The 24255-nt window shown below is 71.2% G+C and carries 1 protein-coding gene; it reads left to right on the forward strand.

Annotation, left to right across the window (positions count from 1 at the left end; translation table 11 throughout):
* Positions 1-24255, forward strand: coding sequence for an SDR family NAD(P)-dependent oxidoreductase (locus ACZ562_RS20650; RefSeq protein ID WP_471181014.1), 24255 nt, complete (start codon positions 1-3; stop codon positions 24253-24255).

Consider the following 24255-nt stretch of genomic DNA (forward strand, 5'->3'; position numbering starts at 1 on the left):
ATGGGTTTTTCCCGTCGCGGCCGGGATATCCGGGACACTCAGGGGGAGCTTTCCGTGCAGGACAACGATGTTGCCGTCATCGGTATGGCATGTCGATTTCCCGGAGCACTCGACTACCACCAATTCTGGGAAAATCTAGAAGAGGGACGATCCCATATCGGTGAGGTCCCCCGAGCCCGTTGGGACTGGCATGAGTTAGGTGCTCCACAGGGCGGCCACGCAGACGGCACGCACATGAGCGTCAGCAAATGGGGTGCCTTCATCGAGGATGTGGACGCCTTCGACGCGGCGTTCTTCCGCCTCTCCCCGCTGGAGGCGGAGAGCATGGACCCGCAGCAGCGCATCATGCTGGAGCTCGCCTGGTCCTGCCTCGAAGACGCCGCCGTCCGCCCGGACGTGCTGTCAGGCGGCGAAGTCGGTGTCTTCCTCGGCTCGTTCAGCCTGGACTACAAGGAGCTCCAGGAGCGAGAGCTCCGCGAGGTGGCGGCCCACCACTCCACGGGGACCACGGGCTCGGTCATCGCCAATCGCATCTCCCACTTCTTCGACTTCCGCGGGCCCAGCGTCGTCGTCGACACGGCGTCCTCCGCGTCCCTGCACGCTCTTCACCTGGCGGTCCAGTCACTCAACCAGGGCGAGTGCGCCGTCGCCCTCGCCGGTGGGATCAACCTCGTCCTGACCCCGGGCCGGAACGTTTCCTTCTCCAAGACCGGGATGCTGTCCCCCACCGGCTCGTGCAAGACGTTCGACGAGCGTGCCGACGGCTATGTGCGCGGCGAGGGCGCGGGACTCGTCCTGCTCAAGCCGCTGGCCGACGCCCTGCGGGACGGCGACAGCATCCACGGTGTCATCAAGGGCAGCGCCGCCAACCACAGCGGCAGAACACGCACCCTGACCCACCCCAGCGACGAGGCGCAGGCCCAGGTCATCGCGGACGCGCTGCAACGGGCCGGCGTCTCGCCGGACACCATCGGCTACGTGGAGGCGCACGGCACGGGCACACCGACCGGTGACCCGGTCGAGTTCCAGGGCCTGCTGAAGGGTTTCAGGAAGGCACGCGGCGCGGCTGCGGCCGCCGGGCGGCCCAACTACTGCGGCCTGGGCTCGGTGAAACCGAACATCGGCCATCTGGAGGCCGCGGCCGGGATCGCCGGAGTCCTCAAGGCCCTGCTCGCGATGGACCACAAGCACCTGCCGGGACTGCCGGACTTCCAGAACCTGAATCCTCAGATCGACCTGGAAGGTACCCCGTTCCGCATCGTCGGCTCCTCGAGCGACTGGGAGCCGCTGCTGTCGGAGACGGGGGAGCCCCTTCCCCGTCGCTGCGGCGTCAGCTCGTTCGGTATCGGCGGCACCAACGCACACGTCGTCCTCGAGGAGGCGCCGCCCCGGGAGCGGACCGCCCCCGACCCGCGACCGGCCTATCTCGTCTGCCTGTCCGCCAGGACCACGACGGCGCTGGAGAGGCGCATCAGCGATCTGGCGGAGTGGGTCGACCGGAATCAGCCCGGCATCGACCTCATGGACGTCAGTGCCACTCTGTTGCTCGGGCGCCGACACCTCGGCCGCAGGACCGCCCTGGTGGTGCGCAGCGCCGACGAACTGCGTGTGAAGCTGCACCGCCTGCTCGAGACGGGCCAGGCCGGGAACTGCTTCCACGACCGACCGGCCGCCGCGCAGACGCGCCCGGCAGGCCAGGAGCCGCCCGAAGCCCCGGTGACCGAGATCCCGGACGCCTTTCACGTCGGCGTGGACTTGCCGGCGGATGAGTACGAGCAACGCCTTCTGGCGCTGGCCGAAGCCTTCGCCGGGGGAGAGAGCCGCTCCTGGGCGGACCTCTTCTCGTCCGTCCAGGTGAGCAAGGTCCGTCTGCCGGCCTACGCGTTCGACCGGCGGCGTTTTTGGATCACACCGGATGCCGCCCACACGCTGCCGGCGGCGGTACCGGCCGAACACGAAGTACCGGCAACGGACATGAGCGGGAACGCACGCCACGAGGAGTGGGCAGGTTTGGGCGTCGAAGAGAGCGTCGAGGCGGATCTCAAGAGCATCGCGGGCCAGGTCCTGAAGCTCGCAGCGGAGGAAGTGCACCCCAAGGACCGGCTGACCGACCTCGGCTTCGACTCGGTCGGCAACACACAGCTGGCTCTCAGGGTGAGCGAGCACTTCGGGATCGATGTCACGCCCTCGCTGTTCTACACCTACTTCACTCTCGAGATGATCCGGGACCACGTGATCGAGGAGTACCCGGACGCCGTCCGGCTGAAGTACCCGGACGACGCGGGCACCATCGCGGCGGAGACGGCCGCCAAGGCGTTCGAGGACCCCGCCCCCGCGCCCGTGCCCTCGGCGCACCCCGCGGTCGAGGCCGACGACGCCATCGCCATCATCGGCATGAGCGGACGCTTCCCGCAGGCCCGCACCGTCGAGGAGTTCTGGCATCTGCTCGCCGAGGGCCGTGAGGCGGTGGCACCGATACCCGCGGACCGGCTGAAGAGCTGGCGGGCGCAGGGCGACGCGGCCCAGGCCAGGGGCGGCTGGCTGCCCGGCGCGGCGGAGTTCGACCCGCTGTTCTTCGAGATCTCCCCGAAGGAAGCCGAGGCCATGGACCCGCGGCAGCGGTTGCTGCTGCAGGAGGCATGGCGGGCCCTGGAGGACGCCGGCTACGGAGCGAAGAAGCTCCGGGACAACACCATGGGCATGTTCGTCGGCGCCGAGCAGGGTGACTACCAGCGCCTCATCGGTGACGAGGAGACGCTCACCTCCGGCCACGACGGAATCCTGGCCTCCCGCCTCGGCTACTTCCTGAACTTCTCCGGTCCCGTGCTCAGCATCAACACGGCCTGCTCGGCCGGCCTCGCCGCCGTGCATCAGGCGAGCCTGAGCCTGCGCGCCGGCGAGTGCGACACCGCCGTGGCCGCGGGCGTCAACGTCCTCGCGGGATCCCAGTTCTTCGAACACGCCACCCAGGCCGGAATGCTGTCGGGCGACGGCGTCTGCCACGCCTTCGACCAGCGCGCCAACGGCATGGTGATGGCCGAGGCGGTCGCCGTCGTCGTTCTGAAGCGACTGTCGAAGGCGGTGGCGGACGGCGATCGCGTGCACGCTGTGATCAAGGCCAGCGGCGTCAACTACGACGGCAGGACCAACGGCATCACCGCGCCGAGCCAGTCCTCGCAGGCCGCGCTGCTCGGTTCCGTCTACGAGCGGTTCGGCGTCGACCCGGCCGAGATCGAGCACATGGTGGCGCACGGCACCGGCACACGGCTGGGCGACCCCATCGAGGTGAACGCGCTCGCCGGCGTCTTCGGCCGGTACACCGGCAAGAAGCAGTACTGCGCCCTGACCTCGGTCAAGACGAACGTCGGGCACACCCTGGCCGCCTCGGGCGTGGTGAGCCTGATCGGTCTGGTCCAGGGACTGCGTCACGAGGCGGTGCCCGCGAGCCTGCACTGTGAGCGGGAGAGCGACTACATCGACTGGGCGCAGAGCCCGTTCTACGTCAACAAGGAGACGCGGCCCTGGCCGCGCACGCCCGGCAAGAGGCGAGTCGGCGCGGTCAGCTCCTTCGGCATCAGCGGCACGAACGCCCATGTCGTCGTGGAGGGTTACGACGCCGAACCGTATGACGCCACCGCCGCTTCCCGGCCGTCCTACCTGCTTGCCCTGTCCGCGAAGACCGACGAGGCGCTGCGGGCACGGGCGGCGGACCTGCTCGCCTTCCTCCGCGGCGGGGAAGCCGATGAGGCCCCGCTGGGGCGGATCAGCGCCACGCTGCTCGGGGGCAGGCATCACTTCGCGCACCGCTGCGCGGTGGTCGCCGCCACCCGCGAGGAGGCCGAGCACCTGCTCCAGCAGGTCCTCGACGGCAAGAAGGCCCCCCAGGTCTTCCGCGGCGTGTCCGGCAGGGACTTCCAACCCCAGGTCGCCCTCACCGAGTACGGCAACGAGCTGATCGCGCGCGCCGAAGGGCCGGTCGGCGACCAGGGCAGGTACCAGAACGCGATACGAGCACTGGCCGACCTCTACTGTCAGGGCTACGAGCTCGACTGGGAGGGGCTGTTCGGCGACCGGCCGCCGCGGTGCGTGTCGCTGCCCGGCTACCCCTTCGCACGTGAGACGTACTGGGCCGATGCCCGACGGTCCCGCGAGCCGCGCGCCCTGGCCGCCTCACCGGGCGGCGTCGCACGCTCGGCGGCCCTGCACCCGCTCCTCGACAGCAACAACTCCACGCTCCACGGGCAGCGGTTCGCCAAGCGCCTGTCGACGGACGAGTTCTTCCTGCGCGATCACGTCGTCGACGGGAAGATCCTGCTGCCGGGCGTCGCCCACATGGAGATGGCGTACACCGCCGCACGGCTGTCCTCCGGCTCGGACACCGTGACACTCCAGGACATCATCTGGGGACACCCGGTCGTCATGGAGGACGACTCCAGGACGGTGGACATCGGCCTGACCCCGCTCAAGGAGGGCTCGCTCGAGTACCTCATCCACAGCGAGAGCGACGGCAAGCGGACCGTCTTCTCCCAGGGCCGGGCCAACTACGCCGCGGACCAGCCGGGGCGGGTGCGCGGCAGCATCGACATCCCCGCGATCCAGTCACGGTGCACCGGCCGCAAGGAGAACGCGGAGATCTTCGCGAGCTTCCGGGAGCTCGGCTTCGCCTACGGCGAGACGTTCCAGGCCATCGAGACGCTCTACTGCGGTGAGACCGAGGCGCTGGCGAGGATCGTGCTCGGCGACGGCCTGGAGGACGAGTTCCCCTCGTTCACCATGCACCCCTCGCTCTTCGACGCGGCGCTCAACACGTTGCGGGGGATCGGGGACCAGGACGGCGTCCTGAGGATTCCGTTCAGCCTCGAAGAGCTCGTCGTGTTCGCGCCGATACCGAGCCTGTCGTACTGCCATGCCACGATCCACCGGATCGCGCGGGACGGCGCTGTGAGCGTCAACCTCGCGATCTGCGACGAGAGCGGCGCGGAGTGCGTGCGGGCCACCGGTCTCGTCTTCAAGGAGTTCGCGGCCAAGAAGGACGACGAACTGCACCTCTATGTCCCGCGCTGGACCGAAGCGGCCGACGAGGCCAGCGGGCCGGCGCGGTCCGCGGCCGACGGGGCGGAGCGGACCCTGCTCGTCCTCGACGACGACGAGGCGCGCACGGCCGAGTTCGCGTCGGCGCACGCGGGCCGCACCGTCCGGGTGCGGACCGGGGCGGCCTTCGAGGAGCTGGGCCCGGAGCTGTTCAGCGTCGACCGGCGCAGCGCCGCGGACTTCGACCGGCTGCTGCGCACCCTGGACGAGCGTGGGCAGCTGCCGCACGCGATCGTCGACCTCTGGCCGCTGACGACGGCGTCGTCCGACCTCACGGTCGGTCTCGGAAGTCTGCTGCACCTCTTCCGGGCGGTGCACAGGACCGGCGTCGAGCGCGAGATCCAGCACCTGTCCGTCCTCTCCGGCGAGCAGGGGCTCGGCCGGGTGGCGGCGGAGGCGCTCTCCGGGTTCGCCCGTGCCATGCCGCCGGTCAACCACCTGTTCCGGATGAACAGCCTCCAGATCGACGCCGCACAGGGCGCCGGCGCCGTCGTCGACGGCGTGCTGCGGGAGCTCGGCACGGCCGAGGGCGCCACCTCGCGCGGCGGGCGCGAGATCCGGCACGCCGACGGTGTCCGTTCGGAGCGGGTCCTGCGACCGTGGACCGGTGCCGGTCGGCCCACGGCGTCGGCGCTGCCCCTGAAGGAAGGGGGCGTCTACCTCGTCAGCGGCGGTGCCGGTGCGCTGGGACTGCACCTCGGCACGTACCTGGCGCAGCAGTGCCGGGCCAAGCTCGTGCTGCTCGGCCGCAGGCAGCCGGATACCGAACGTCGGGAGAAGATCGCCGCGTTGGAGGCGGCGGGCGCGGAGGTCCTGTACCTGGCCTGCGACGTGGCCGACCGCGACGACGTACGCGGGGCGCTCGACGCCGCCCGGGAGCGCTTCGGCACGCTGGACGGCGTCTTCCACAGCGCGGGCATCGTCGGCAGCACCGGTGTCATGGACGCGGACCAGGCCGACTTCGATCGCGTTCTGGCGCCGAAGCTGCACGGCACCGTCCACCTGGACGAGCTGACGCGGCAGGACCCGCTCGACTTCTTCGTGGTCTTCTCTTCCATCGCCGCGTACGTCGGCGACTTCGGGCAGGGCAGCTACGCCGCCGCCAACCGGTTCCTCGACGCCTACGCCCACCACCGCGAGTCGCTGCGGGCCGACGGCCAGCGCAACGGCCGGAGCATCTCGATCAACTGGCCCTACTGGGACGAGGGAGGCATGCTCGGTGACATCGCCGAGGACGGCCCCTCGAAGACCCTCTACCACGACTACTCGGGCATGCGCGGCCTGCAGACCGCCGAGGGCATCCAGGTGCTGCTGAGGATCCTGGTCTCGGGCGAGACACAGGTCGTCGTGACCAAGGGCGAGCGCCAGAAGATCGAGAAGGTGCTGCGCGTCGCCGGAGCGGACCGCGCCAAGACCACCAAGCCCGCGAAGACCACCAAGCCCGCCGAGACGGCCGAGACCGCCGAGACCACGACGCTCGTCGAGACCGTGCGGACCCCGGGGCCCGCGGCGGAGGTGCCGTCGGCCGGGGTGGGTGCGGAGGAGTTGTCCGCGAAGACCGTCGAGTACCTGAAGGACCGGTTGTCGCAGGTCTTCCGGATTCCGAAGGGGCGTATCGACGCCGCCGCGGAGCTGGGTGAGTACGGCATCGAGTCGATCCAGATCATGGAGTTGATGCGTCTTCTGGGGAAGGACTTCGAGTCCATTCCGGGGACGTTGTTCTTCGAGTACCGCACGATCGACGAGCTGGCCGAGTACTTCACGGAGCATCAGGCGCAGCGGCTCACGGAACTCCTCGGCCTGACGGCCGGGGTGCCGGCGGCACGGCGGGCGGTCTCGCCGGCGGCAGAGGTGCGTCCTTCGGCCGAGGCCCGGGTGACGGTTGCGGAGGTGCCGTCGGCCGGGGTGGGTGCGGAGGAGTTGTCCGCGAAGACCGTCGAGTACCTGAAGGACCGGTTGTCGCAGGTCTTCCGGATTCCGAAGGGGCGTATCGACGCCGCCGCGGAGCTGGGTGAGTACGGCATCGAGTCGATCCAGATCATGGAGTTGATGCGTCTTCTGGGGAAGGACTTCGAGTCCATTCCGGGGACGTTGTTCTTCGAGTACCGCACGATCGACGAGCTGGCCGAGTACTTCACGGAGCATCAGGCGCAGCGGCTCACGGAACTCCTCGGCCTGACGGCCAAGGTGGAGCGCGCCGCCGCGGTCGAGGCCGCACCGGAGCGCCCCTCCGCTGCTGAACCGCTCACCGCACCGGCCCGGTTCACCGAGCCGCGCCCGCCCGCGGCACGTGCCGGGCAGGACCCCGTTCCGGTCCCCGGCCGATCGCGTGACGTGGCGATCATCGGCATCAGCGGCCGCTACCCGAAGGCCTGGAACCTCGACGAGTTCTGGCAGGTCCTGTCGCGCGGCGGGGACTGCATCGAGGAGATCCCGCCGCACCGTTGGGACAAGGACGAGTTCTACGCCCCGGAGAAGACACCCGGCAAGACCAACAGCAAGTGGGGCGGCTTCATCGACGGCGCCGAGAACTTCGACGCCCTGTTCTTCAACATGTCCCCGAACCAGGCAGCGCTGACCGACCCGCAGAGCCGCCTGTTCCTGCAGGCCGCCTGGGAGGCCATGGAGGACGCCGGGTACACCCGCAAGACCCTCAGTCCGGACAAGGCCCGCAAGGTCGGGGTCTACCTGGGCATGATGTGGAACGAGTACCAGCTCTACAGCGGCCAGGACGTCGTCCTCTCCGACCGCGCGGCCGCCTCCAACGCCGTTTCGTACTTCTTCAACCTGCACGGGCAGAGCCTGACCGTCGACACCGCGTGCTCGTCGTCGCTCTACGCCATCGCCATGGCGGTCGAGAGCATCAGGAACGGCACCTCGTCGCTGGCCTTCGCCGGTGGCGCGAACCTGTCGCTGCACCCCAACAAGTACGTGTCCCTGAGCCAGATGAACTTCTTCGCCGAGGACGGACGCTGCCGTTCCTTCGGCGAGGGCGGCACCGGCTACGTTCCCGGTGAGGGCGTGGGCTGCGTCCTGCTCAAGTCCCTCGACCAGGCCGTCGCGGACGGGGACCACATCCACGGTGTGATCCGCGGCGTGGCCACCGTTCACGGTGGCAAGACCAACGGCATGACCGTGCCCAATCCGCTGGCCCAGGCGGACATGGTCACGGCCGCGCTGGCGGACGCGGGCGTCTCGCCCGAGGACATCAGCTACATCGAGGGCCACGGCACCGGCACCTCGCTCGGCGACCCGATCGAGATCACCGGTCTGAGCCGGGCGTTCCGCAAGCACACCGACAAGAAGCAGTACTGCGCCATCGGGTCGGTCAAGTCGAACATCGGCCACCTGGAGGGTGCGGCCGGCATCGTCGCCGTCACCAAGGTGCTGCTGCAGATGCGGCACGGGAAGCTGGTGCCCTCGCTCCACTCCGAGCGGCTGAACCCGTACATCGACTTCGCGAACACCCCGTTCTACGTCCAGCAGAAGCTGGAGCCGTGGACGCGGCCCACGCGCACGGTCGACGGCGTCACGCGGACGCTGCCCAGGATGGCAGGCGTCTCGTCGTTCGGTGCTCACGGCGCCATCGCCCACGTGATCATCGAGGAGTACGTCCCCTCGTCGGAGCGGCTCGCGCGCCCGGAGCCGACCGGGCAGCCGCAGCTCGTGGTCCTGTCGGCGAAGGACGGCGAGCGGCTGCGGGAGAAGGCGGAGGCACTCCTGACGTGGCTGTCGGAACAGGGCCGTGACGCCGACCTCGCGGACATCGCGTACACGCTCCAGGTCGGCCGCGAGGCCATGGAGGAGCGCCTCGCCCTGATCGCCGACGGCCAGGACACACTGCGCCGGAAGCTGCGGGCGTTCCTCGACGGCGAGGAGGACGCCGAGGGGGTGTTCCACGCCGGGGTGCGCGGGCACAAGGACAGCGTCGCCCTCCTCGAAGCCGACGACGAGATGCGGGAGCTGGTGCGGAGGTGGCTGGAGCGCGGCAGGTACGAGAAGCTGGCGGAGCTCTGGGTCAAGGGCCTCGCCCTCGACTGGGAGGCCATCGACCGCGGTGCCGAACCGCGCCGCATCTCCCTGCCGACCTACCCGTTCGCGCGGGAACGGCACTGGCTCGACGCGCCCCCGGCGCTCGAGGCACCGGCTCCCCGGCCGCTCCCCGCGGCCCCGCAGACCGCCGTGGCCGGGCTCGGACCCGCCGCGGGGGCCGAGGAGCAGGCCAGGCCGCTCGCCTTCGTCGAGGGCTGGGAGCCCGAGGAACTGGGCGCTCAGACGGCACAGGAGCCCGGCGGAATCGTCTTCCTGTGCACCGGGACGGTGCGCCGGGCCGAGGTCGCCCGTGCAGTGCGGGCGGCCTGCCCCGGTGTGCGCGTGGTCTTCATCGGCCGGGGGGACGCCTACCGGAAGATCGCCCCGGACTCGTACCAGGCGCGCGGCGGCGCGGCCCAGGACTACCTGGACGCGTTCCGTGACATCGCGGCGAGCGGGCCGGACATCGACGCCATCGTCAGCCTCGGGGCGCTCGAGGCCGGTTCGGTCGGCGACGACTTCAGCGATGTCGTCCTCACCCTCCAGGCGGTCGCCGAGTCCGGGATCCCCGCGCGACGCTTCGTGATCGCGGGGAACTACCGCGACGGCATCGAACGCGCGCTCCTTGAGGCGCACATCGGCTTCGAGCGCTCCCTGGGCCTCGTGATGCCGAAGCTGTCGGTCACGGCCGTGCTGCAGGACCTCGCGGACCCGCAGCGTCCCGCCGGAACGGCCGCGTGGATCGAGCGGCTCCTCGCCGAGCTGCGCCGGGAGAAGGCCGTCAGCGCCCTCTACCGCGAGGGCCGGCGTTTCGTCAGCCGCGTCCGTCCCGCCGTCCTCACCGACGGTCCGGGCGTCCTCAGGCGGGGTGGCACCTACCTCGTCACGGGCGGCTGCGGCGGCCTCGGGATGATCGTCGCCCGGCACCTCGCCGAGAACTACGGGGCGAACCTCGTCCTGACCGGGCGCTCCCCGCTGGACGGGGCGCGGCAGGACATGCTCCGCGGCCTCACCGCCGCCGGGACGCAGGCCCTGTACGTGCAGGCGGACGTCTGCGACGCGCAGGACATGAAGAACGTCGTGGCACAGGCGCGCGAACGCTTCGGCTCCCTGCACGGCGTCGTCCACGCGGCCGGTGTCCAGGGCGAAGGCAGCGTCCTCAGGAAGGACCTGGGTGACTTCGAGGACATCCTCGCTCCCAAGATCCGCGGCACGCTCGTCCTCGACGAGGCCCTCGCGGGCCAGGACCTCGACTTCGTCTGCTACTTCTCTTCGACCTCCGCCGTGATCGGCGACTTCGGAACCTGCGACTACGCGGTCGGCAACCGCTTCCAGATGGCGTACGCCGCCCATCGCGACGCGCAGGTGGACGCGGGCCGGCTGCCGGGCCGGACCGTGGTGGTCAACTGGCCGCTGTGGCGCGAGGGAGGAATGGGCTTCGACCGCGACACGACCACGATGCTGCTGCGCTCGAGCGGCCAGGACTTCCTGGAGACGCGGGACGGCATCGCGCTGTTCGAGCAGCTGCTGTCCCAGGAGGCCACCCAGCACATGATCCTGGTCGGCAAGCCGGACAGGGTGGCGCGCTTCCTCGGTCTTTCGCAGCCGCAGCCGCAGCCGCAGCCGCAGCCGCAGCCGCGGCCGGCCCGGCCTTCCCAGTCGTCCCGGCCTGCTGTGGCCGCGGCGCGGCAGGCCGCTCCCGCGGGCGCCCGGGTCCGGGCCGAAGTGCGGGGACCGAGTCTGGCGGAACGCCTGGACCACGACCTCAAGGAGATCGTCAGCCGCGTCGTCAACGTCTCCCCCGACAAGCTCTACGAGGACGACAACCTCTCCGACTACGGCTACGACTCGGTGAGCCTCGCCGACCTCGCGTCCCGGCTCGGCAAGCACTACGGCATCGAGGTGACGCCCGCGCTCTTCTACAGCCACTCCACGCTGAAGAAGCTGAGGGCGTACCTGGCCGCCGAGCACGAGGATCTCCTCGCTTCGTTCTACGCCGACGCCGACGCCGACAGCGACGGTGATCACGAGGGGCACGGCGACAGCGCCGGTGCCGGCGACGCAACCCGTACCGAGGCGGCCGGGACCGTCCCGGACGCCCAGCCGCTGCCCTCGGCGTCGTCCGTGGAGGACGCCGAGGACGCCGAGGACGCGGAGGACAGCGACGCCATCGCCGTCATCGGCATGAGTGGCCGCTTCCCCGGCGCGAACGACGTGGACGAGCTGTGGTCCGTCCTCGTGGAGGGCCGTGACGTGGTGACCCCCGTCAGCCGCGAGCGCCTCGCTCTGTGGGGAGAGCCCCAGGACAGCCCGTTCGGCGCGTTCCGTGTCGGCCAGCTGTCCGGTCCCGACGAGTTCGACCCGCTGTTCTTCGAGATCTCACCCAAGGAGGCGCAGGGCCTGGACCCCCGCCAGCGGCTGCTCCTGCAGGAGTCGTGGCGGGCGCTGGAGGACGCCGGCTGGACGCCGGCGGCGACACGCAAGGTCGGCATGTTCGTGGGCGTCGAGCAGGGCGACTACGACGACCTGACCCAGGGGCCGGGCGGCCTCACCGCCAACCACGACGGCATCCTCGCCGCACGCCTCTCCTACTTCCTCGATCTCAGCGGCCCCGCGATGGCCATCAACACCGCGTGCTCCTCGGGGCTCGTGGCGGCCCATCAGGCGTGCGCCAGCATCCGCAACGGCGAGTGTGAGACCGCCCTCGCCGCCGGTGTCAGCCTGATCACGACGTCGCAGCTGCTCACCCGCACCGAGCAGGCCGGGATGCTGTCCAAGGACGGCGTCACCTACGCCTTCGACAAGCGGGCCGACGGCATGGTCCTCAGCGAGGCCGTCGGGGTCGTCGTCCTGAAGCGGCTCTCGGCGGCCGTCGCCGACGGCGACCGGATCCACGGCGTCATCCGCGCCAGCGGCATCAACTACGACGGCAGGTCCAACGGCATCACGGCTCCCAACGGCGACGCCCAGGTGGAACTGCTGCGCTCCGCGTACCGGCGACACGGGGTGGACCCGGCGGACATCGAGTACGTGGTCGCCCACGGGACCGGCACCCGGCTCGGCGACCCCGTCGAGGTGAACGCGCTCAACGACGCCTTCCGGACCTTCACCGACAAGCAGCGGTACTGCGCGCTGACCTCGGTCAAGCCGAACGTCGGGCACACGCTCGCCGCGTCCGGACTCGTCAGCCTGATCGGGATCATCCAGGCCCTGCGGCACGAGACCATCCCGGCGAGCCTGCACTGCGAGCAGGAGAACGACTACATCGCCTGGAAGAACAGCCCGTTCTTCGTCAACAAGGAGAACCGGCCGTGGCCCGAGGCCGCCGGGCGCAGGCGCGTCGCCGCCCTGAGCTCGTTCGGCATGAGCGGCACCAACGCACACATGGTTGTGGAGAGTCATCCGGTGAAGAACCAGGCCGAGGCCGCTGCGCAGCCCGCCCACCTCCTTGCCCTGTCGGCCAAGTCCGAGGAGTCGCTGCGGCAGCGGGTCGCCGATCTGGTCGACTTCCTGGAGGACGCCACCCGCACGCACGACCTGCGCGAGATCGGCGCGACCCTGCTCGACGGGCGGCCGCACTTCCAGCACCGCTGCGCGGTGGTGGCCCGCGACACCGCGGAAGCGCTGCGTCTGCTGCGCCGGTGGGCCGGCGACGGGCAGGACCCCGGTGTCTTCTCGGGACGGGTGCCCAAGGGCTTCGTCCAGCGGGACGAGGTACGGCAGGCCGGCAACGACCTGCTGGACCAGGCGGCCCTGCTGCACCATGACACCGCGGCCTTCGAGGAGGCGCTGCGCGCCGTCGGGAAGGTCTACTGCCAGGGGTACGACCTCGCATGGCGCAGGCTGTTCGGCGGCACGCGCGTCCACCCGGTCTCCCTGCCCGGCTACCCCTTCACCAGGAAGCGCCTGTGGCAGCAGGACGCGGCGCAGCGGCCGGCGGCACCCCGCGCGGCCGATCAGGGTCACCCGTTCCTGACCCAGGCTCCCAGGACGCGGCTGGGCGCGGACGCGGGACAGCACCTGGGCGCGACGTTCACCGGGCAGGAGTTCTTCCTCCGCGACCACGTCGTCGCAGGGGAGAAGGTCTTCCCGGGCGTGGGCCACCTGGAGATGGCCCGCGCCGCGCACGATGCCGCGCGGCAGGACCGGGGCGGGCGCGCGGCAGGCGTGTCGATCCGGGACGTCGTGTGGATGCGGCCGGTCAAGGTGGGCGACAGCCCGGTCGACGTGCATGTCGACCTCGACGAGCCGGACGGCGGCGACGGAGCGCGCTACCGCATCCTGGCACCGGCCGACGGCGGGCAGGCCGTCCACAGCCAGGGGCGCATCGTTGTCGGCGACACCGGCCCCCGGGCCCCGCTCGACCTGGCACGGCTCAGGGCCGAGTGCGACGCGTACGAGACGGCCGCCGCCGAGGCGTACGCCTCCTACCGGCGCAAGGGCATCCAGTACGGACCGGCCTTCCAGGGCCTCGTGCGGCTCTTCGTGGGCGAGACGCAGGTTCTCGCCGAACTCGCCCTGCCGGCCGCGGCGGAGCACGGCACGGAGCGGTTCGTGCTGCACCCCAGCCTGCTCGACGCCGCGCTGCAGGCGTCCATCGGCCTGCTCGACACGACTGAAGGCCCCCAACTGCCTTATGCCATGCAGGAGTTGGAGATAGTGGGCCCCTTCGCACCGACCATGTGGGCGTGGATCAGGCGCACGGACCGCGCTGACGGGCAGCGCGGCGAGAAGCTCGATGTCGACCTGTGCGACGCCCAGGGCAACGTCAGCGTGCGCATCAGGGCCTTCAGCACGCGCCCCGCCAGCCGTCAGGCCCCGCCACTGCCCGCTCCCGTCCCGTCCCCGGCGTCCGCCGAAGGGGAGCTGACGTTGCTGCGGCCGAGCTGGGAGCAGACGCAGCCGGCGTTCCGCCCGCGGGCGCAGCGCGGCCCCGGCGGGCGGACGCTGCTCGTGGGCGACGACGCGGACACGCTGGCCTCCGTTCTCACGGAGCACGAGGGCGTGGACATGCTGCTGCTCCGGGCCGGTGACACCGTCGACGGACTCCGGGCACGGCTCGCCCGCGGCGGCACGGCGTACGACCACGTCGTGTGGATCGCGAGCGGCGGCAGGCCTGTCGGGCCGGAGAGCGAGTCCCTGGTCGAGAAGCAGGAGGAGGGTGCGTACGCGGGCTTCCGCCTGGCCAAGGCCCTCCTCGCCCTCGGCTACGAGAAACGTGCCCTGGAGTGGACCGCCGTCACGGTCCGCAGCCAGTTCGTCGACGACGCCGACCGCGTCGACCCGACGCACGCCGGAGTCCACGGGCTCGTGGGGTCCCTGGCGAAGGAGAACCCGCGGTGGCGGATACGCCTCGCCGACGTCGGGGAGCTGCGGGAGGACGTCCTGCGCGAGGCGCTCGCCCTGCCGGACGAGCCGTCCGCGAGCACCTGGGCTCACCGCGGCGGACGCTGGTACCGCCAGACCCTGGTCCCCGTGCGGGCCGACGCGGCGGGCCGCGACGACGGCACGCCGTACAAGCACGGCGGCGTCTACGTGGTCATCGGCGGCGCGGGAGGTCTCGGAGCGGCGTGGACCGAGCATGTCGTGCGTACCTACCGGGCGCAGGTGGTCTGGATCGGCCGCCGCCCCGAGGACGAGGCGATCCGGGCCAGGATCGACGAGCTCGCCCTCCTGGGGCCCGCCCCGTGGTACCTGCAGGCCGACGCCACGGACCGGGAGTCCCTCGCGGGAGCCGTCGCCCGGATCAAGGCGCGCTTCCCCGAGATCCACGGCGTCGTCCACTCCGCCATCGCCCTGCTCGACCAGAGCGTGGCGCGGATGACGGAGGACCGCTTCAAGGCCGCCGTGCGCGCGAAGGTCGACGTGAGTGTCCGGATGGCACAGGTCTTCGCGGGCGAGCCGCTGGACTTCGTGCTGTTCTTCTCCTCGCTCAACTCGTTCCAGAAGTCCGCGGGGCAGAGCAACTACGTCTGCGGCTGCGTCTTCAAGGACGCCTTCGCCCGGCTCCTGCAGCAGAGCCGGCCCGCCACCGTGAAGGTGATGAACTGGGGGTACTGGGGCAGCGTCGGAGTCGTCGCTTCGGACGCCTACCACCGCCGGATGGAGCAGAGCGGCATCGGATCCATCGAGCCGGCCGAGGGCATGGCGGCGCTGGACGTCCTGCTCCGCGGGCCGTTCGACCAGCTCGCCCTGGAGAAGACCACGGCCGCCGCACCGAAGCGGGCCGCACGGGGGACGTCCGTGGCCGCCGACGCGGACGAACGCCACCTGCGGCGCATCGCCGCCGACTCCGGCAGCGCCCGGGGCTTCGACGACGAACTGCTCTGCGAGCTCCTGTTCACACAGCTGCAGACCCTCGGGATGAAGCGGGAGGGCGGCGGGTCCCTCGCCGAACTCAGGGCGGCCCTCGAACCGGGTGGCGGCTACGACAGCTGGCTGGACGTCAGCCTGCGCATCCTGGCCGAGCACGGCTACGTGGAGTACGACGCCGACCGCTACACGCCGACCGGCAAGGCACCCGCCGACCGCGACACCGTATGGCGGCGCTGGGAGTCCCTGTGCCGGGAGAGCAACGGCACCAACCCCTACGTCAACATCCTCGACCCGGCGCTCCGTGAGGGCCCGAAGGTCCTCGCGGGTCACAAGGCCGCGACGGACGTCATCTTCCCCGGCTCGTCCATGTCCCTCGTCCAGGGCATCTACCGCGACTGCGACAGCGCCGACGCCATGAACGAGATCACGGCGGACGTGGTGGCGGCCCGGGTGGCGGCCCTGCTCGGCCAGGACCCCGCCCGCCGCGTCCGGATCCTCGAGATCGGCTCGGGCACGGGCGGCACCAGCGAGAAGGTGCTGCGCAGGCTCGCGCCGTACCGGGACAGCGTGGCGGAGTACCGCTTCACCGACGTATCGAAGTACTTCCTGCTCAAGGGGGAGAAGGAGTTCGGGGCCGCGTACCCGTACCTGCGGTTCGGGCTCTTCGACGTGGAGCGGGGGCCCGCCGGGCAGGGCCTGCGCGAGGGCGGCTACGACATCGTCATCGCCACCAACGTCCTGCACGCCACGCGCGACGTGCGGGCGGCCGTCCGCCACGCCGAGGCGCTCCTGGGCGCGGACGGCGAACTCGTCCTGAACGAACTGGCGACGCGCACCCTCTTCCTCCACCTGACCTTCGGTCTGCTCGACGGCTGGTGGCTCCACCAGGACGCCGAGCTGCGGATCGACGGCTGCCCCGGCCTCGCGCCCGCCGGCTGGCGGCGGGTGCTGGAGGAGGAGGGCTTCGCCGCCGTCTCCTTCCCCGCTGCCGCCGTTCACGAGTTCGGCCACCAGATCGTGGTGGCCCGCACCGGCGCCGTGGCGCGCCCGCCCCGCGACGCGTCCGCGCAACCGCGGGCGGGCACGCAGACCGCCGCCCCCGTGGCCGCACCCCGGGAAGAAAGTGAGGGCGACGTACGGGCGCGGGTGCAGCGCGCGATCACCGCACAGATCCAGCAGTCCCTGGGGCTTGCCGCCAGCGAGATCCACGAGGAGGACGCGTTCGCGGACTACGGCGTGGACTCCATCCTCGGGGTGCAGCTGATCCAGGACCTCAACGCCGTTCTGGGCGGGGTGCTGGTGAGCACGGACCTGTTCGATCACAGCTCGGTGCGCCGGCTCGCGGACTATGTGGCCGACGCCTTCCCGGAACAGGCGCGTGCACTGCCGGCGCGTGCCAGCGGGGACGCATCACCGGCACCGGCACCGGCACCGGCACCGGCACCGGCCCTGGCCACGGAGGCGCGGGTCAGGGACGTGATCATCGCCCGGGTCCAGAGCTCTCTCGGCCTGGACCGCGGCGAGATCTCCGAGGAGGACGCGTTCGCGGACTACGGCGTCGACTCCATCCTCGGCGTCGAACTGACGCAGGATCTGAACTCCGTCCTCGGCATCTCCCTCACGGCCACGGACCTGTTCGATCACAGCTCGGTGCGCGCTCTGGCGCGGTACGTGGTGGAGCACCACCGCCATGAACTGGCCCCGTCCCTCACGACGGAGCAGGGCCCCGCCGCGCCGCGGGAGCCCATGCCCGCCGGCCGATCCGAGCCGGTCGCGGACCTGCCCGCGGAGCCGGTCGCGGAGGCCGTCGGGGAGCCGGTCGCGAACCCGTCCACGGAACCGGTCGCGATCATCGGCATGAGCGGGAAGTTCGGCACCGCGAAGAACGTCGGCCAGCTGTGGCAGCACATCGCCGACGGCCACAGCCTCGTCGGCGAGATCGACCGCTGGGACCTCTCGACGTATGTGCCGCCGGGCGCCGACTACCCCCGGTACGCCTCGCTCATGGACGACATCGACCAGTTCGACCCGATGTTCTTCCAGGTCTCCGGTATCGAGGCGACCTACATGGACCCGCAGCAGCGCATGGTGCTGGAGGAGTCCTGGAAGGCGCTGGAGGATGCCGGCTATGCCGGGGAGGGAGTCCACGGCCGGTCCTGCGGCGTCTACATCGGCACGCAGGTCAGCGACTACCTGACCGCGCCCGCGGAGGACGCCCCCGCGCAGGCCATGTGGGGCAACGCGGAGGCGATCATCCCGGCCCGCGTCTCCTACTACCTCGACCTGCAGGGTCCCGCCATCGCCGTCGACACGGCGTGCTCCGGCTCCCTCGTCGCCATCCATCTCGCATGCCAGGCGCTGCGCGCCGGTGAGGTGGGACTGGCCCTGGCTGGTGGGGTCTCGGTGCAGTGTTCGCCCGACTACTACCTGGCGGCCCACAAGGCCGGCATGCTCTCCGGGACGGGGCAGTGCCACACCTTCGACGAGCGGGCGGACGGCTTCGTTCCCGGTGAGGGCGTCGGCATGGTCGTGCTCAAGCGCCTGCGGGACGCCCTCGCCGACGGTGACCACATCCACGGTGTGGTGCGCGCCTCGGGCCTGAACCAGGACGGGACCTCCAACGGCATCACGGCTCCCAGCGCGAAGTCGCAGGAGCGCCTCGAACGCGCGGTGTACGACACCTTCGGCGTCGACCCGGCCGACATCCAGCTGGTCGAGGCCCACGGCACCGGCACCAAGCTCGGGGACCCGATCGAGTTCCAGGCGCTGACCCGGGCGTTCCGCAGCTACACCGACAAACAGGAGTACTGCGCGATCGGGTCGGTCAAGACCAACATCGGGCACGCGGCGCCGGCTTCCGGAGTGGCGGGCCTGATCAAGGTCCTGCTCGCCATGCAGCACCGCGAGCTGCCGCGGTCCCTCCACTTCGAGCAGGGCAACGCCCACATCGCCTTCGAAGGCAGCCCGTTCTACGTGAACACGGTCCACCGGGACTGGACCGTCGAGCCGGGCGGCAGGCGGCTCGCGGCGCTGAGCTCGTTCGGCTTCAGTGGCACCAACGCCCACCTGGTGATCGAGGAGGCCGTACGCGCGCCGCGGCGCGCCGCGCAGCGGGTCCCCGGCCACCTAGTGGTGCTCTCCGCCCTCTCACGCGACCAACTGCACGACCAGGCCGCGCAGTTGATCGACCATCTGCGCAGCCACCCGGACACCGATCCGGGCGACGTCAGCCTGACGCTGCTCCTGGGCCGCAGGCACTGCCCCGTCCGCCTCGCCTGCGTCGCCCGGGACACCGCCGAGCTGGTGGCACGGCTGGGCGAGTGGCTCGCGGACGGCCGCGACGAGCACGTGCGCGTCGCGGACCTCACGGAGCGGGCTCCGCGCCCGCAGGCGTCCCTGGAACAGTTCGGCAACTCCTGTGTACGGGAGTGCGCCGACGGCGCGGTCGGGGCGACCCGTGTCGAGCACCTCGAAGCCATCCGCGACCTGTACCTGCAGGGCTACGAGCTGGAGTACGCGCGGCTCTTCGCGGCGGGCGCCCACGGGCGCGTCCCGCTGCCGACGTACCCCTTCCGGCGGCAGCGCTACTGGCTGCCCGAGAACTCCGTGGCGGTGCGGCCCCCCGTCACCGCTCCTGCCACCACCACCTCTGCCTCTGCCTCCGCCTCTGCCTCCGCCTCTGCCTCCGCCTCTGCCTCCGCCCCCGCGCCAGCCGCGGGCGCGCAGGACGCCGGCCACCTCACGCTCGTACCGCTGTGGGTGAGGGACAGCGGCCCCGCTCAGACCACCGACCTCCCCCTCCGGGGCAATGTCGTGGTCGTCGGGGGAGACGCCACCGAGCACGCCGCCGTCACGGCCGCGTGCACCGCACCGCACTTCCTCACCGACGACAGCATGCGCAGCGTCGACGAGCTCACCGCGGCGCTCCGCCGTATCGGCACGGTCGAGCACGTCGTGTGGATCTCGCGGGCCGGCGACAGCGGTGAGTCCGACGCGCTGCTGCGGCGCGTCGACGCCGGAGTGGTCACGTTCTTCCGGCTGACGCAGGCGCTGTTCGCGCTGGGCTACGGCAGCGAGGAGCTGACCTGGACCGTCCTGACCCGCCAGACCCAGCCCGTGCTCCGGGGCGAGCCCGTGCACCCCGCCGACGCGGCCGTGCTCGGCCTGGCCGCCGTGATGGCGAAGGAACTGCCCGACTGGAGGGTGAAGTCCTTCGACCTCGGCGCGGCCGAGCCCGCTCCCGTGCGTGCCCTGCTGGGTGCGGCCGCGCAGCCGGTGCGTGCGCTGCGCAACGGACAGTGGTTCCGCCAGCGCCTGTCCCGGACGGAGCTGCCCGCGCCGGCCAGGACCCCGTACCGGACGGGCGGCGTGTACGTCGTCCTCGGCGGTGCCGGTGGCATCGGCGCGCTCTGGAGCGAGGACGTGATCCGGCGCTGTGACGCCCAGGTGGTCTGGATCGGCCGCCGGGAGCCGGACAGCGCCGTCCAGGAGAAGATCGACAGGCTGGGCGCCCTCGGCCGCGCGCCGTGGTACCTCTCGGCGGACGCCTCCGACCCCGCCTCCCTCCGCGCCGCCTACGCGAAGGTGAAGGAGCGCTTCGGCACGGTCCACGGCGTGGTCCAGTCGGTCTTCGGCCTGGTGGACCAGAGCCTGCCCAACACGAGCGAGGAGCAGTTCAGGCAGGGCCTGAGCGCCAAGGTCGACGCCAGCGTGCGGATGGCGGAGGTCTTCGACGCCGACGGGCTCGACTTCATGCTCTTCTTCTCCTCGATCGCGTCGGTCAACCCGACCATGGGCTACTGCAGTTACGTGGCCGGCAACACCTTCGAGGACGCCCTCGCGGGCCGCCTGTCCGCCGAGCGCCCGTACGCCGTCAAGGTGGTCAACTGGGGGTACTGGGGCGCCGTCGGCAGCGGACTCGACGTTCCGCAGCACGTCCGGGAGCGCATCTATCAGCGCGAGGGCCTGGGTGACATCGACCCCACGCTCGCGATGGACGCGGTCGAGCGGCTGCTGGCCGCCCCGATCGGGCAGGCCGTCTACCTCAACACCAGCAAGCCGGAGCGGTTCGAGGCCTACGCGGGCCACGAGACGGTCCGCGTGTTCAGCCCCGCCGCGCGGACGCACGGCGCGCTCCACACCGAACTCCCCTCGCGCAAGGACGCGTTGGAGACCGTGGAGACGCGGGCGAAGGCCAGGCTGCGGGAGCTCGACGCGCTGCTGGCCAAGCTGCTCTGGTGCGAGCTGCACGGCCGGGGCTGGATCGGCGACCGGGTCTTCGACGTGTCGTCCTTCCAGCGGGCCAACGGCGTCATCGGCAAGTACGACCGCTGGCTGCGGGAGACCGTGGAGCTGTTCGTGCGCCAGGGCTACCTGGTGACGACGGATTCCGGCTATCGCGCCGCCGCCGGGAACCCGCTCGACGCGGCAGAGACCGCGGCCGAGTGGGAGCGCGGCAAGCGCACCTGGCTCGCCGACCCGGAGCTCAGCGCGTCGGTCGGCCTGGTCGACAAGACCCTCCGCGCGCTGACCGACATCCTCACCGGCAGGACCCCCGCCGTCGACGTCATCTTCCCCGGCTCCTCCCTGGACCTCGTGGAGGGTATCTACAAGCGGAACATGATCGCCGACTACTTCAACGACGTCGTCGGCGACTGCACTGCCGCACTGGTCGAGCGCCGCCTTGCCGAGGACCCGGACGCGAAGTTCCGGATCCTGGAGGTGGGCGCGGGAACGGGCGGCACCACCGCGACGCTCATGCGCCGGCTGCACCCGTACGCCGGGCACATCGGCGAGTACTGCTACACCGACCTCTCCAGGGCCTTCCTCATCCACGGGCAGCGGGAGTTCGGCGCGGAGAACCCGTTCCTGCGCTGTCAGACCTTCGACGCGGGCCGGCCGGTTGCGGAGCAGGGGTTCGAAGAGGGGGCGTACGACCTCGTCATCGCGACCAACGTGCTCCACGCGACGAAGGACATCCGGGAGTCGCTGCGCAACAGCAAGGCCCTGCTGCGGCCCGGCGGCGCCGTCGTCGTCAACGAGATCGACGGCTACACCGTGTTCGGCATGCTGACGTTCGCGCTGCTGGACGGCTGGTGGCTGTACGACGACCCCGAGCTGCGCGATGCCGGAGGCCCCGGCCTGGAGCCCCGCATGTGGCAGTCCGTCCTGGAATGGGAGGGCTTCGACGGCGTCGAGTTCCCCGCACGGGACGCGCACACGCTCGGCCAGCAGGTCGTCGTCGGCTTCAGCGACGGCGTCGTCCGCCAGGCCCACGGGGAAGAGCCGCGCTCCGGGTCCGCGACGCCGGCCCGGACGCAGGACGCCGTACCGGGCGGGACGCAGCCCGCGCCCCCCATGGAGCAGCAGCCCGCCCGTGTGGACGAGGCGGCGCTCAGGGACGCGGTGCGGTCCTATCTGAAGGGCATGGTCGCGCGGACCCTGCTGATCCCGGTGGAGTCCATCGACGCCAAGGAGCCGCTGTCCGCCTACGGCATCGACTCGATCCTCATCCTCCAGCTCCTGAACAACCTCAAGCACGACATGGGAGAGGTCAGCAGCACGCTCTTCTTCGAGTACCGCACGATCGAGGCGCTCACCGAGCACTTCGTCACCCGGCAGAGCGATGCCGTCGCACGGGCCGTCGGCCTCGCACAGGAGGCGGGCCCCGTGCCGGAGGCCGCTCCTGACCAGGGTTCCGCGCCGGCCCAGGCCCCGGCCGCCTCGCCGGCCCCGGCCCCCGTGCCGGCCCCCGAGCCCGTCGTCACCGTGCGGCCGGAACCCGCGGCGGCGCCGGTGCGGACCGGCGACATCGCGATCGTCGGCATGAGTGCGCGCTTCCCGCAGGCCGACACCCTCGACGCGTACTGGGAGAACCTCCGCGCTGGACGCAGCTCCATCACCGAGATACCCGCCGACCGGTGGGCACTCGACGGCTTCTTCGAGCCCGACAAGGAGAAGGCAGCCGCGGAGGGCAAGAGCTACAGCAAGTGGGGCGGCTTCGTCGAAGGCTTCGCCGAATTCGACCCGCTGTTCTTCGAGATGACGCCCAACGAGGCCGTGGAGATCGACCCGCAGGAGCGACTGTTCCTGCAGGAGGCGTGGAAGGCGTTCGAGGATGCGGGCTACACCCGGGCCCGTATCGAGCGGGAGCACGACGGCCGGGTCGGTGTCTTCGTCGGCATCACCCGCACCGGGCACGGCCTGTACGGTCCGGAGCGGTGGCGCAGCGGCGACACGGCGTACCCGTACACCTCGTTCGGCTCGGCGGCCAACCGCGTCTCGTACAGGCTGAACCTGAACGGCCCGAGCATGCCGGTGGACACGCTGTGCTCCTCGTCGCTCACGGCGCTGCACGAGGCGTGCGAGCACCTGCTGCGGGACGACTGCGAGCTGGCCGTGACCGGCGGAGTGAACCTCTACCTGCACCCGTCGAGCTATCTCAACCTGTGCAACCTGCAGATGCTCGCGGACGGGGACGAGTGCCGCAGCTTCGGGCGCGGGGGGAACGGCTTCGTGCCCGGTGAGGGTGTCGGTGCGCTCGTCCTCAAGCGCCTCGAAGACGCCGAGCGGGACGGCGACCACATCCGTGCCGTGATCCGCGGGACGAGCATCAACCACGGCGGCAGGACCAACGGTTACACCGTGCCGAACCCGGTGGCACAGGGGAAGGTCGTGCGCCAGGCTCTCGACCGGGCGGGCGTCGACGCGCGCACCATCAGCTACGTCGAGGCCCACGGCACCGGTACGGCGCTGGGGGACCCGATCGAGATCAACGGCCTGACCCGGGCGTTCTCCGCCGACACCCAGGACGTCGGGTACTGCGCGATCGGCTCGGTCAAGAGCAACATCGGCCACGCCGAGGCCGCGGCGGGCATCGCGGGCGTCTTCAAGGTCGTGCTGCAGCTGCAGCACGGTGAACTCGCCCCCAGCCTGCACGCCGACGAGCTGAACCCGCATATCGACTTCGGCTCGACGCCGTTCGTGGTCCAGCGCGAGCGGGCCGACTGGAAGCAGCCGGTCGTCACCCTCGACGGCGTCACCCACGAGGTGCCGCGCCGGGCCGGCGTCTCGTCCTTCGGCGCGGGCGGCGCCAACGCCCATGTGGTGATCGAGGAGTACACGCCGAAGGAGCCGTCGCGCGAGGAAGTACAGGCGAACGTCCCCGCCGTGGTCGTCCTCTCCGCCCAGGACGAGGAGCGGCTGCGGGAGCAGGCGAGCGCGCTGCTGCGCTGGCTGCCGAAGGGTGAGCGGGCCGGAGTGTCCGTCACCGACGTGGCGTACACCCTGCAGACCGGGCGCGAGGCCATGCCCGAGCGGCTCGGGACGGTCGTCGCCTCTCTCGGCGAACTGAAGGACGTACTTGAGGGCTTCCTGGACCGCCCGGAGCGGACCGAGGGGCTGCACCGCGGCCGGGCCAGGCGCGGTGACCGGGCGCTCTCCGCGCTCACCGAGGACGACGACATGAGCGCGATCGTCGAGACCTGGATCGCCAGGGGGAAGTACACGAAGGTGCTCGACCTGTGGGTGAACGGCTTCGCGCTCGACTGGCGCAGCCTCCACCCGGGGCGCACGGCACGCGTCGTCCCCCTGCCGGCCTACCCCTTCGCCCGGGAGCGGTACTGGATCGCGGAGAAGGAGATCGAGGGGGCGCGGGGCGAGGCCTCGGACGCGGAGCCCGGCACGGCGGATGCGTCGATCGACGACCTCCTCGACGACTACCTGAGCGGCTCCCTCGGCATGGAGGCCGCCGCAGAGCACATTCGCCTGTCATTCGATGACGGTGCCGGTCGCAACACGGACAACGAGGGTCACTGA

The sequence above is a fragment of the Streptomyces sp. NPDC040410 genome, from assembly GCF_055595715.1.

Bases quoted from the DNA above. Each gene is read 5' to 3' on its own strand.
- ACZ562_RS20650 (WP_471181014.1), top strand. From the start codon at position 1: ATGGGTTTTTCCCGTCGCGGCCGGGATATCCGGGACACTCAGGGGGAG.